This is a genomic window from Dermabacter sp. Marseille-Q3180 (assembly GCF_940792985.1).
In the GTDB taxonomy this organism is placed as follows: domain Bacteria; phylum Actinomycetota; class Actinomycetes; order Actinomycetales; family Dermabacteraceae; genus Dermabacter; species Dermabacter vaginalis.
Genome location: NZ_CALNWU010000001.1, coordinates 776,694 through 788,441 on the forward strand (window position 1 = coordinate 776,694; position 11,748 = coordinate 788,441).

Sequence of the window (11,748 nt, forward strand, 5' to 3'; positions counted from 1 at the left end):
TTTAGCGGCCCGTGAGCTGCCAGGCGTCTTCACCATCGGCATCATCGTCGTCGTAATACTGGAGGCTCACTTCACGTTCGGAGTGATCGAGCGGATCGTTTCCGTAGCGATCGGAGCCCGGGGAAGCGTCGGGCTCCCCCACCCCTGAGCCGGAGCTCTCCTGCGAATCCTCGTACAGGTCCGTGTCCTCGCCCTTGAGGAGTGCGATCGCACGCGGGAGGTCCTCGGGCCGCACGAGCACGTCGCGAGCCTTCGACCCCTCGCTCGGGCCGACAATTTCGCGCGACTCGAGAAGGTCCATGAGACGCCCCGCCTTCGCGAAGCCCACGCGGAGCTTGCGCTGAAGCATCGAGGTCGAACCGAACTGTGTCGTGACCACGAGCTCGGCGGCCTGGAGGAGCACCTCGAGGTCATCGCCAATGTCGTCGTCGATCTGCTTCTTTTGCGCGACCTGCTGCACGTCCTCGCGATATTGCGGCTTGGCCTGCGCCTTCACATAGTCGACGACCGAGTGGATCTCGGATTCATTGACCCACGAGCCCTGCACGCGCATGGCCTTCGCCTTGCCCATGGGGTGGAAGAGCGCATCGCCCTGGCCGATGAGCTTCTCCGCACCTGGCGTATCGAGAATCACGCGCGAGTCCTGAAGCGAGCTCGTCGCGAAGGCGAGGCGCGAAGGCACGTTCGCCTTGATGATGCCGGTGACGACGTCCACCGACGGACGCTGCGTTGCGAGCACGAGGTGGATGCCGGCGGCGCGCGCAAGCTGCGTGATGCGCTGAATCGAGGCTTCGACGTCGCGAGGCGCGACCATCATGAGATCCGCGAGCTCGTCGACGACCACAAGAAGATACGGGTAGGGCGCGAGCACACGCTCGCTTCCCGGTGGCGGGCTCACCTGGCCAGCGCGCACAGCCTTGTTGAAATCGTCGATGTGCTTGAAGCCGTATTCGGCGAGATCGTCGTAGCGGTGGTCCATTTCCTTCACGACCCATTCGAGGGCCTCTGCGGCCTTCTTCGGGTTCGTGATGATGGGGGTAATGAGGTGCGGGATACCTTCGTAGATCGTGAGCTCAACGCGCTTCGGGTCAACGAGCACCATGCGCACTTCCTCGGGCGTTGCGCGCATGAGGATTGAGGTGATCATCGAGTTCACGAAGCTCGACTTACCGGCGCCCGTCGCACCAGCGACAAGAAGGTGCGGCATCTTCGCGAGATTCGCAATCACAAATCCGCCCTCGACATCCTTGCCGAGGCCCATCACCATGGGGTGTTCGTTGGCGGTGGCTACGCCGCTACGCAGGACGTCGCCGAGGGCAACGGTTTCGCGGTCCGCATTCGGAATCTCGATGCCGATGGCCTTCTTGCCGGGGATCGGCGAAATGATCCGCACATCGGCACTCGCGACCGCGTAGGCAATATTGTTCGAGAGGGCCGTGACCTTTTCGACCTTCGTACCGGGGCCGAGCTCGACCTCGTAGCGCGTCACGGTCGGGCCGCGCGAGAAACCCACGACCTCGGCGTTAACGTTGAACTGCTCGAAGACCTCGCCGAGAGCGTCAACTACGCGATCGTTCGCTTCGGAGCGCGCCTTCGCAGGCGGCCCGGCCACGAGCATGTCCGGGCTCGGAAGCGGGTAGGCAGTCTCGACCTCGAGCTCGGGCTGCGAGTGTGGGCCCTTCAGGCCCTCCCCCTTCGGCGGGGTGAGTTCGCGCGTGGGCTGGGCAGGCGCGGGCACGCTCGGCACGGGAGCGGTCGGGGCATTTTCGAGTTCCGACGCTTGCTTCGCCGCCTTCGGAAACTCCTTCTTCCGGCTGTTCTCAGCGTCGAGGTAGTCGTAAGGGGCAGTGTCGGCGCCGCTCTTCTCGGTCGCGGCGGGGGCAGAGGCGTTCTTCGGGCGCTGTTTATTCGCGGTGCGCGGAAGGGGCGTCGTTTCAGCGTTCTCACTTTCGGCGCCCTGGCGATAGGCCCCGTCGCCTTCGTAGCCGAAGGCGTCATGGTCCACGCTTGGCCCGAGATTTTCGGTATCGCCATCGCCGCCGTGCTTCTTGCGGCGCAGCACATCGCTCAGGCGCCGAGTCTTCGTTGAGCCGCCCTCGGTGTAGTCCTCGGCAGCGTGGAGAGCCTGCTGGCGTCGGCCCAAGCCGAAGGCCTCACGTTCCGCCTCCTCGCGCTCTCCCCGCCCCACAAGGGCTCCGTAGACCCCCGCAAGGCGCGTGCCGATCTGGCCGAGCGGCGTTGCGGTGAGCACGAGAATGGAGAACAGGGCGAGGACGACCCCAAGAGTGACGATCACCCAGCCAGGCAGGACGGTCGCGAGCGGCGCCGCCACGAGATAGCCACACACGCCACCGCCGCGAGCAAGCGCTTCCACGCCGTCAGAAGGAGTGGGGATGCGCGCACTTACCGACGAAACCGTGCACAGCGCGAACACGAACATGAGCAGCCCCGCAAAGAGGCGACCGTTCGCGTGAACGAGATCGGGTCTGCGGAACATGCGAACCGACCAGAGCCCGAGAAGCAGGGGGAGCAATACGGCAATCGCCCCAAACGAACTTGCGGCAACGGTGTGGATCCAACCGAAGCCCCACTCGCGCACCTGGAACCACTCGGGAACGATAAGCACAAGCGCAAGGAGGCCCAGGAAGAACGCGAAGCCATCGCGGCGCTCCTCGTAAGCCACCTCCCATCGCTGAATGCCGATGCCTCGAACGAAGCCGCCGACAGCGCGGGCAACGCCAAGGTACCCGACGCGCAGTGCGCGCACCGGGAGTGGAAGCGTCGAGGGATCCGTAGGCGCACCCTTCGTGCGCGAGGTCCCGGAGGACGAGCCTCGGGAGGTTCCTTTCGACGCACGTGCGGGGGAAGTCGTACGTGTCGCCATGTTTTCAATCTACCCGGCGAAGGGCACAATCGTCACGAGATCGGCCCCGGCGTGTGAATCACACGGGGCCGATCTCGTGAATTGGAGGGGTGCCGGTCTCAGGCCTCGACGACCACGGGGATAATCATGGGCTTGCGGCGAAGGCGCTGCGAGAGGAAGCGACCCACGACGCGCCGCATCGCCTGCTGAAGCTGATGCGCGTCGTGCCCCTTCTCGTCTTCAATCGCCTTGTGAAGCGCCTTGATGATGTCGGGCTTGATCCGCTCAAACACCTCGTCGTCCTCGGCGATGCCTCGCGAGTGAATCTCCGGCCCGGCGATGAGCTCGCGGGTCTCGCTATTGACGACGGCGAAGAGGGAAATGAAGCCCTCCTCGGAAAGGATGCGGCGATCCTTGAGATCGGCTTCGCTTACTTCGCCCACGCTCGAGCCGTCCACGTACACGTAGCCGACCTCGACCTCACCGACCGCGCGAGCAACGCCGTCCTTGAGGTCCACGACCGTGCCGTCCTTCGCGAGCACGATGTTCTCGCGCGGGATGCCCGACGACTGCGCGATCTTGCCGTTCGCGATGAGGTGGCGCACCTCGCCATGCACGGGCATGACGTTCTTCGGGCGCAGGATGTTGTAGCAGTACAGAAGCTCGCCTTCGCTTGCGTGGCCCGAGACGTGCACGCGGGCATTGGCCTGGTGCACAACCTCGGCACCGAGCTCCATAAGTCCATTCATCACACGGAACACGTCGTTCTCGTTACCCGGGATAAGGGACGACGCGAGAATGACGACGTCGCCCTCTCCCACCTCGACTCGGTGATTGCGGTTCGCGATGCGGCCGAGCGCAGCCATGGGTTCGCCCTGGCTACCCGTGCACATGTACACGATCTTGTGATCGGGAATGTCATCGGCCTTCTTGAGGTCCACGAGTGTGTTCTCGGGAACGTGGAGGTAGCCCATATCGGCCGCGATCGTCATGTTGCGTACCATCGAGCGGCCCACAAAGGCGACCTTGCGCCCGTGCGCGTACGCCGAATCGAGCACCTGCTGCACGCGGTGAACGTGGCTCGAGAAGCTCGCGACGACGATCTTCTGCTGTGCACGCGCAAAGAGGTTGTCGAGCACGGGGCCGATTTCGCGTTCCTTAACAGTGAAGCCGGGGACCTCGGCGTTGGTCGAATCCACGAGGAACAGATCCACGCCCTCTTCGCCGAGGCGGGCAAACGCGCGAAGATCGGTCAGGCGTCCGTCCAGCGGGAGCTGGTCCATCTTGAAGTCACCCGTGTGCAGCACGGTACCGGCCTCGGTGCGGATCGCGACCGCGAGCGCGTCCGGGATCGAGTGGTTTACGGCAACGAACTCGCATTCAAAAGCGCCGAACTTCTCGACATCGCCTTCCTTAACGGCGAGTGTGTACGGCTTAATGCGGTGCTCGCGGAGCTTCGCCTCTACGAACGCGAGCGTCAGCTGACTGCCCACAAGAGGGATGTCAGGCTTGAGACGCAAAAGGTATGGCACCGCACCGATGTGGTCTTCGTGGCCGTGCGTAAGCACGATGGCGGCGACATCATCGAGACGGTCCTCAATGGAGCGGAAGTCCGGGAGGATGAGGTCGACGCCCGGCTGGGCCTCCTCGGGGAACAGCACGCCGCAGTCAACGATGAGGAGCCGGCCCTCGTATTCGAAGACGGTCATGTTGCGGCCGACCTCGCCGAGACCACCGAGTGGGGTCACGCGGAGGGTGTTGTTCTTGAGCTTTGGAGGGGTCCCAAGTTTCGTGGAAAAGGGTGTAGTCACGGTGTCCTAGATTCTTCAGCTGGTGTACTGCGCGAGGACGCCCTCGTAGGCGTCCACCGCGGCATGGATGCGGGCCGCAACCTCCGGCTCGACTGTTCCGAGCGGGGCGCGACAAGCGGCGTGCGGGAGCACGCCGAGGTGTGTGAGGGCCTCTTTTATCGCCATGGTCCCCGGGCCCTGGTTCATGATGGCGTCAACAAAGTCCACGCGCGAGGCGTGGAGGCGCTGCGCGAGCGCAAGGTCGCCACCCTCGAGAGCGTCGAGCATGAGGCGGTCGAGCCTGCCGGTGAGGTGGCTCGTGACGGACACGGTTCCAACCGCACCGATCGACAGCCACGGCAGGTTGAGCGCGTCTTCACCCGAGTAGAGATCGAGGCTCGTGTCACGGATGAGCTTGGAGGCCTCATGCATATCGCCCTTGGCTTCCTTGAGCGCAACGACGTTTGGGTGCTGCGAGAGCTCAACGGCGCTCTCGTACTCGATCGGGATGCCCGAGCGCCCGGGGATGTCGTAAAGCATGACGGGCAAATCCACAGCATTCACGATCTCGAGCGTGTGGTTAATGAGGCCGCGCTGCGTGGGCTTGGAGTAGTACGGGGTAGCGAGCAGGAGGCCGTCGGCATTGCCGCCCTCTTTGATCGCGCGTGCGAGCGCGACCGAGTGACGCGTATCGTTCGTGCCCGCACCTGCGAGAAGAGTGACATCCGCACCGACTGCCTCGCGCACGGTCGCGAGGATCGCGAGCTTTTCCTCATCGCTCGTGGTGGGCGATTCGCCCGTCGTGCCGTTCGCGACGATGAGATCGTGGCCTTCGTCGACGAGATGACGCGCGAGGCCGGCGAGAGCCTCGTGATCGACCTTCTCGAGATCCTCAGTGAAGGGCGTGACGATAGCGACGCCGAGACGCCCAAAAACCGGTGCTTCTTGACTCACGGCGCCACCCGCCCGCCCGCGTTAAACGCCTCGTAGGTGAGGGGCATCGCCTCGGCAAAGAATTCTTCGATCTTTTCGGCGACCATCTCGATTTCGCGCTGCGGGAATGACGGGAAGTGGGAGCCCTCGCGCTTGGTACGCAGCGACAGAAAGTTCATCATGCTTCGGGCATTGACGGTCACGTACATCGAACTGAACAGCGTGAGAGGAAGAACGCCGCGCGCGACCTCGCGTGCCACGCCAGCCTCAAGCATCTCGAGATAGGCGGCGTAGGCGCTCTCACACTGTGCTTTGTAAGCCTTCGTGACGAGCGCGTGCTGCTCGGGGCTACCCTCATAGAAGTCGTAGGCACCGGGCTTGCCTTTTTGGACGAGCTTGCGCTCGGGCCCGGGCACGTAGAAGATCGGGCGCATCTGGCGGTACCGGCCCGACTCTTCGTTGTACGAGGCGATGCGGTGGCGCATGAACTCGCGGAATACGAAGATCGGCGCCTCAACGTAGAACGTGAAGCTGTTGTGCTCAAAAGGCGAGCCGTGCCGATCGCGCATGAGGTAGTTGATGAGGCCCTTGTCGCGATCGGAGGCATCGGTGCCCACGGCACTCTTCGACTTCTCCCCCTGAGTCGAGACTCGCGCGGCAAAAATGACATCGGAATCGGAGGCCTGCGACCGCACAAGGTCGACCGTGACGTCGGATCGGAACACTATTTCGCTCATATGTCTCACCCTAGTTGACCAAGCAGTTCAAATACCGGAAGTTCCCGCGTGGCGCTCACCGCGCAAGGAGCACAAGCTCACCCTCGCGGGCTTCGATCGACACATCCGCGAGTGAGGGGATCACAAGATCAGCGAGGGGGCCGACGGTATCTTCGCCCGCGCTGTTGAGAACACTCACGACAAAGGCCCCCGCCGCGCGAGCCGACTCGAGACCGCCCGGAGCATCCTCGACCACGAGGCAATCCTTGGCCTCAACGCCAAGCCGCTCCGTCGCGAGGAGATAGGGCTCGGGATCGGGCTTGCCATGCGTGACCTGGTCCGCCGTCACAAGAACCGAGGGGAATGGGAGCGAGAGGGGCCGATAGCGCGCCTCAAAGAGAGGGCGCGTACAACTCGTCGCGATCGCCCAGCACTCGCGCGAAAGCGCTGCCTTCGCCTTCTCGAGCTCGCTGAGGAAGCGCGCGGTGCCGTCAAACGCCTCGACTTCGCTCGCGCTCGCGATCTCGTAGCCCTCGACCCGGTTGAAAAGTTCCTCGAGCCTTTCCTCGCTGATGTCGGGCATTGCGAGCCGCAACACCCGCCTCGCCGGTTGACCGTGATAATGCTTTTCAAACCGCCCCGCGCCCTCGTCGCCGAGGAGTTTGTCCCAGCTCGCCTCGACGCTGCGCGTGGAATCGACGAGAGTGCCATCGGAGTCGAGAAGGATCGCCTTTGCGCGCGCGAGAACCGTTCCCCGTGCGCACCCGTCGAGTGTCGCCGCCTTGTGTGCCACGTGTGACTCCTTGGTCGAGGTGTGGACGCCCGCCTACCGGGCATCCTCGAAGAGGGCATTCGCGCGCCGGAGCATTTCCGCGAACTCCCCTCTCACGAGGGTATCGTCCGGCCGGAATTGAGCGTCGATCACGGGCGAGGAAGCGTCGGACCCGCCCCCACCGGGGGTCTCGCGCTGCACGAGATCCCGCCCGAGAACCCCGGCTGCACGAGCCCACTCGATATCCTTAAACCGCGCGTAGGTCTCGGGTACATCCACGAAGGAGTCGATCTCGGGGGCGAGCGCTGCGCCTCCCGCCGCGAGGTGCGCGGTAAGCATCCCGCGAAGCAGGCGCGCGAGGAAGGAACATCCCTCGGCACGCGTCACGGGCTCGGTCGGCTGGAACGTCGCGTCGTACTCTCCGAAGAACAGCGCCTGACCGCGCATCCACATGATTTCGCGGTAGCTTCGAGCCGTTTTCTCAATATCGCGGTACGGCTCGAGGTCGAGAGTTTCGCGCTCGGGAGCGCCCGCGAGCCGATAAAGCATGATTGCCGCGTCCTCGCGCGTGACATCGGCTCCTGGAAGGAACGTTCCCTCGCGCGCCGTGTCAAAAAGGTCATTGTCAACGAGCCATTGGATCGCCTCAGCGTATGTCCCCGAGGGGTCGGCGACGATCTCAACCGCGGGCTTCGTCGCGGTCGCGGGCCGCAGCTTGAGCGCGGCAATCCCCGCGATCCCCACAAGTGAAGCGAGCAGCGCGCGTCGCGTCGTGATGAGACCCGCCGCGTCCGAACGCACCCCCTTCACGCCATCCACTTGAGCTCCTTCATTTTCTCGATGAGCGCCCACGAGACAAGAAGGTTGCCCCACCCGCTCAAATGAATACCGTCGCTCCCCCTGAGCGGAGTCGGGACGATTCCCTGGTCGAGCTCGGTGCGCGTTTCGGTACGGCCCTGGAGCTTGAGCGAGGCAATTGGCTCCGCGCGAAGAGCCTCCTCGCTCGTCAGGAGGGCTTGCACATCCACGAAACGGGCGCCGTAGGCGGCACGCTGCGCGGCGTTGACCGCATGGATTGCCTTGATTTTCTCGGGTGCATCGAGGTCATTTTTCGTGACCCACTGGCCGAGCACGATCGCGTCCGTTTCCGGGGTGCGTGCCGCGGCAACAAGCCGCTCAACATCGCTCAACACTCGCTCCCGCTGCACGATGTTGTTCTTGCCCGTCCACACCACGTGGCGCCACGTCTCAGTCGTGGCTTTCCACGACGACGTGAATTCACCCGATGTGGCCGGGCCTCCGTCGGACTCAAAAAACCACTGATTCTCGGGCGTACCGGTAAGCGTTCCGCTCACCCCACTCGACAGCCGCCCGTGGCACGTAAAGGACCACATTCCCGGGACATCCGCGTCCACGCGCACCTTGACGCGTCCGCCCCGGTACCCCTCCGGGATATGCACGAAGGGAGTGTCAAGCCCTCGGAGGATCGTGGTGTGCCCCGAAAACTGCGCGCCGTACGCGAGGTTCGTGACGGGGATCGGATTCATCGCGTTCGCAAGCTCTTCGTGCACGTACACGGGCCGAGGAGTGTGCTCGGTGCCGAGCCCGCCCTCCATCGAACTCGAGCCCCACAGGGCGAGGGGCCGCTCGGGCGCGAGTGCCGCGAACGCGCGCGCAAGGGCATGCGTGGGCGGGTTCTCGGGCATAGGGCAGAGCCTCCTCGGGCAAGCGTGCGGGCGTAAGAGGTGGGCGGCAATTCCGACGCCACCTACCTTACAGCGAAAGGTAGTTCTCTAGCCCCACCGTGAGACCGGGATGAGAGCCTACCTCGCGCACGCCGTGGAGCACGCCGGGCATGAAACTCACGCGATCGAAAGAGTCGTGGCGGATCGTGAGCTGTTCACCAGCATTGCCGAAAAGAATCTCCTCGTGCGCCACGAGGCCGCGCAGGCGCACGGCATGCACGTGCACGCCATTGATGTCGGCGCCACGCGCGCCATGAGGGTCTCGTTCGGTTGCGTCAGGGGACGGGCCGAGCCCGCCGTCTGTGCGCCCCTCGGCGATCGCACGAGCCGTGTGGAGCGCGGTCCCCGACGGCGCATCGACCTTATCTGGGTGGTGCAGCTCGATAACCTCGGCACTTTCGTAAAAGCGGGCAGCCGTGCGCGCAAAGCTCATAGCGAGAACCGCCCCAATCGCGAAGTTCGGCGCGATGAGCACGCCCGTCTCAGGAGAAGCCTTGAGGGTGGCGCGAACCTCGGCAAGCGCGTCATCGTCCCAACCCGTTGCCCCCACAACCGCGTGGATGCCGTGCTGAACGAGCCACAGCACATTCGCCTTCGTCACGCCCGGAAGCGTGAAGTCCACGGCGACGTCAACGAGGCGTGCGCCGTTCTCGTCGAGCAGCTGGTCGAGGGAGTCCTCCGCCGTGATTCCGCGAACGAATTCGAGATCACGTGCGCCTTCGAGCGCGCGCACGACTTCGCTTCCCATGCGCCCTGCCGAACCGATAACTCCTACGCGAATACTCATGACCGCCTCCTCGTGTGCGTGTACCGGTGCCAAGTATGTCAGGCGGCGCTAACGCGCCCCACGTCGACGCGCACGGCAAGCGCCGAAGCAACCTCGGAGGCGATTTCGCGGACGCTCTCGCGCGTCACGCCGTGGAAGGCTTCGAGCGCCTCGTCGACGGTGCGGTACGAGCCGAGCACCAGCTCCGCCGTGGCAAGACGAGCCATGCGCGATTGCGTATCCTCGAGCCCGAGCGCCATCGAACCGGAAATGTGCCCAAGGGTGCGGGCGAGCTCATCGCTATCGATGCCGTCGGTCGCGATCCTCTCGGTCTCCTCGAGTAAAAGTTTCGCGACCTGCTCGGCGTTCATCGGGCGGCACGCGGCGTAGAGGCCAGCGAGGCCTGCATCGCGATAGGCCGCCGTGAAGCCGTACACCGAATAGGCGAGGCCTCGCTTTTCCCGTACCTCCTGAAAAAGGCGCGAGCTCATTCCTCCACCGAGGACCGCCATGGCAACGCTCAACGAATGCCGCCGCTCGTCCCACGCCGGGATCGCAGGGCCGCCAAGGAAAAGATGCGTTTGCTCCGTCTCGCGTAAGAGACGCTTCGTGACCGCACCGGCCCTGAGAGCCTCGACGCCACGATTCTCGCCGCTCGCCGTCGGGTAGGCAAAGCCTTGCTGTGCCCGGCGCGGGCGCGGAGCCTCACCGCTGTTGAGCTCCCAACCACCTTTTGCGAGGTTCTCGAGAAGCATAGCGGCCACCTCGTCGTGATCGACGTCCCCCACTGCCGTCACCACGAGGTTCGCGCCGACGTAATGCGCGCGATAGTGCTCGCGCACGGACTCAACTGAGACATCGTTAATCGTGGCGGGCGTTCCGCCCACTGGCCTCCCAAGCGCCGTGCCCTCGCCGAGCACCGAGGCAATGAGAGCCTCATGGCCCACATCGGTGGGATCATCTTCGGCCATCGCAAGTTCTTCGAGGATCACCTCGCGCTCCGTTGTAAAAGCGTCACTCGCGATCGACGCGCTCGTGACCATGTCCGCGAGGGTCGCCAGGGCCATGGGCAAGTCGACCGAGCGCACACGCGCGTAATAGCACGTGTGCTCCTTCGCGGTCACGGCGTTCGATTCGCCGCCCACCTCGTCAAACGCTCGCGCGATGTCGAGCGCACTCCGAGTGGGCGTGCCCTTAAACAGGAGGTGCTCGAGAAAGTGAGTCGAGCCGGCGTGCTCAGGCCTCTCATCGCGCGAACCCACGGGAAGCCAAAATCCGACACTTGCCGAGCGCACACCCGGGTCACGTTCCGTCAGCAAGCGCACGCCCCCGGGAAGAATCGAGCGGCGCGTGAAGGCGCCCTCCTGTTCATGGAGAACCTGATCGAGACCTGCCGTAAGGTCGAGCGAAACTGGCATGGAAAACGTTCCTTCTTCTAGTGGTGTGCATTACTCTAAAGGCGCGTACAATTCGTTATCCACCCTCGTTGACCGCTTCCAAGGAGCAGAATGTCGAATCCCACTCCAAGTTTCCAGCCGCAGCAGCCTCACGGTTCTCAGCAGCCCCAGTACGGTCAGGGGCAGCAGGGCACTGGTCAGCAGAGCTTTGGTCAGCAGTCATCCGGTCCGGGAGCCGGAAGCATAGAGATCCCCGGTAAGGGTACCCGCACTCTCGCGAGCGTCGGTCAACGTGCCCTCGCTCGCATTATCGATGGTTTGATCGCCGGCGTTGTCGGAGGCATCATCGGCGCCATCCTCGGGGGCCTTATTTTCGCCGCGGCCGCCTCGGGAAGCGAAGCTGGAATGCTCCTCACCTTTGGTGTGTCGTTTGTTGTCGTCCTTTTGATCGCGATCATCGGTCTCGCGTACGAAACTCTCATGCTCACTTTCTACGGTGCCACCCTCGGAAAAATGGCCATGAAGATCAAGGTCGCGAGCATCGAGACGGGAGAAAATCCGCAGCTGCTCAACGCACTTCTGCGTTACGCCCTGCCCGGAGTGATGGGGGTTATCCCGATCGTGGGTGGGCTCGCCGCGCTCGCGTGCTGGCTCTCGCCCCTGTTCGATAGTTCGGGCCGCCAACAAGGCTGGCACGACAAGGTCGCAAAGACCGTCGTTATCGCGAATAGCTAAACAGCTTTCCCCAGCAATAGAGTGGGCGGCC

10 protein-coding genes are annotated in these 11,748 nt (G+C 64.0%); 1 reads left to right on the plus strand and 9 read right to left on the minus strand.

Features of this window, described 5'->3' with window-relative positions:
- Position 1: 1 nt before the first annotated feature.
- From NBW56_RS03565 to NBW56_RS03605, 9 genes are all read right to left on the minus strand, one after another.
- Positions 2–2,884: an FtsK/SpoIIIE family DNA translocase gene (locus NBW56_RS03565; RefSeq protein WP_250257997.1), complete on the minus strand. Its 2,883-nt coding sequence runs from the start codon at positions 2,882–2,884 to the stop codon at positions 2–4.
- A gap of 98 nt (positions 2,885–2,982) precedes the next feature.
- On the minus strand, positions 2,983–4,674 hold the full coding sequence (locus tag NBW56_RS03570) for a ribonuclease J (protein WP_250257998.1): 1,692 nt from the start codon (positions 4,672–4,674) through the stop codon (positions 2,983–2,985).
- A 15-nt stretch (positions 4,675–4,689) separates the two neighbouring features.
- Positions 4,690–5,607: a 4-hydroxy-tetrahydrodipicolinate synthase gene (dapA, locus tag NBW56_RS03575; RefSeq protein WP_250257999.1), complete on the minus strand. Its 918-nt coding sequence runs from the start codon at positions 5,605–5,607 to the stop codon at positions 4,690–4,692.
- On the minus strand, positions 5,604–6,323 hold the full coding sequence (gene thyX / locus NBW56_RS03580) for an FAD-dependent thymidylate synthase (protein ID WP_074298054.1): 720 nt from the start codon (positions 6,321–6,323) through the stop codon (positions 5,604–5,606). Before thyX ends, dapA begins: the two co-directional genes overlap by 4 nt.
- A gap of 55 nt (positions 6,324–6,378) precedes the next feature.
- Entirely contained in the window at positions 6,379–7,095 is a 717-nt protein-coding gene (locus tag NBW56_RS03585) for an HAD-IA family hydrolase (RefSeq protein ID WP_250258000.1), read from the minus strand.
- Positions 7,096–7,128: 33 nt separating this feature from the next.
- The gene (locus tag NBW56_RS03590) at positions 7,129–7,893 is read right to left on the minus strand and encodes an S-layer homology domain-containing protein (protein WP_250258001.1); all 765 of its coding nucleotides are present in this window, start codon (positions 7,891–7,893) and stop codon (positions 7,129–7,131) included.
- A complete protein-coding gene (locus tag NBW56_RS03595) occupies positions 7,881–8,780 on the minus strand; it encodes a hypothetical protein (protein WP_074298060.1) in 900 nt (299 codons plus the stop codon). The genes NBW56_RS03590 and NBW56_RS03595 overlap by 13 nt, the downstream gene beginning before the upstream one ends.
- Positions 8,781–8,847: 67 nt before the next feature.
- Positions 8,848–9,606 carry a 4-hydroxy-tetrahydrodipicolinate reductase gene (gene dapB / locus NBW56_RS03600; protein WP_250258002.1) on the minus strand — a complete coding sequence of 253 codons (759 nt, stop codon included), beginning with the start codon at positions 9,604–9,606 and terminating at the stop codon, positions 8,848–8,850.
- A gap of 38 nt (positions 9,607–9,644) precedes the next feature.
- A complete protein-coding gene (locus NBW56_RS03605; protein WP_250258003.1) occupies positions 9,645–11,003 on the minus strand; it encodes a M16 family metallopeptidase in 1,359 nt (452 codons plus the stop codon).
- A gap of 90 nt (positions 11,004–11,093) precedes the next feature.
- On the opposite strand from NBW56_RS03605, the gene NBW56_RS03610 reads away from it, so the two are divergent.
- Positions 11,094–11,717: an RDD family protein gene (locus NBW56_RS03610; RefSeq protein ID WP_250258004.1), complete on the plus strand. Its 624-nt coding sequence runs from the start codon at positions 11,094–11,096 to the stop codon at positions 11,715–11,717.
- Positions 11,718–11,748 lie beyond the last annotated feature (31 nt).

What these genes read in the sequence shown, in the direction of transcription:
- NBW56_RS03565 (WP_250257997.1), bottom strand. Translation starts at nt 2,884, where the DNA reads ATGGCGACACGTACGACTTCCCCCGCACGTGCGTCGAAAGGAACCTCC.
- thyX (WP_074298054.1), bottom strand. Translation starts at nt 6,323, where the DNA reads ATGAGCGAAATAGTGTTCCGATCCGACGTCACGGTCGACCTTGTGCGG.
- NBW56_RS03595 (WP_074298060.1), bottom strand. Translation starts at nt 8,780, where the DNA reads ATGCCCGAGAACCCGCCCACGCATGCCCTTGCGCGCGCGTTCGCGGCA.
- dapB (WP_250258002.1), bottom strand. Translation starts at nt 9,606, where the DNA reads ATGAGTATTCGCGTAGGAGTTATCGGTTCGGCAGGGCGCATGGGAAGC.
- NBW56_RS03605 (WP_250258003.1), bottom strand. Translation starts at nt 11,003, where the DNA reads ATGCCAGTTTCGCTCGACCTTACGGCAGGTCTCGATCAGGTTCTCCAT.
- NBW56_RS03610 (WP_250258004.1), top strand. Translation starts at nt 11,094, where the DNA reads ATGTCGAATCCCACTCCAAGTTTCCAGCCGCAGCAGCCTCACGGTTCT.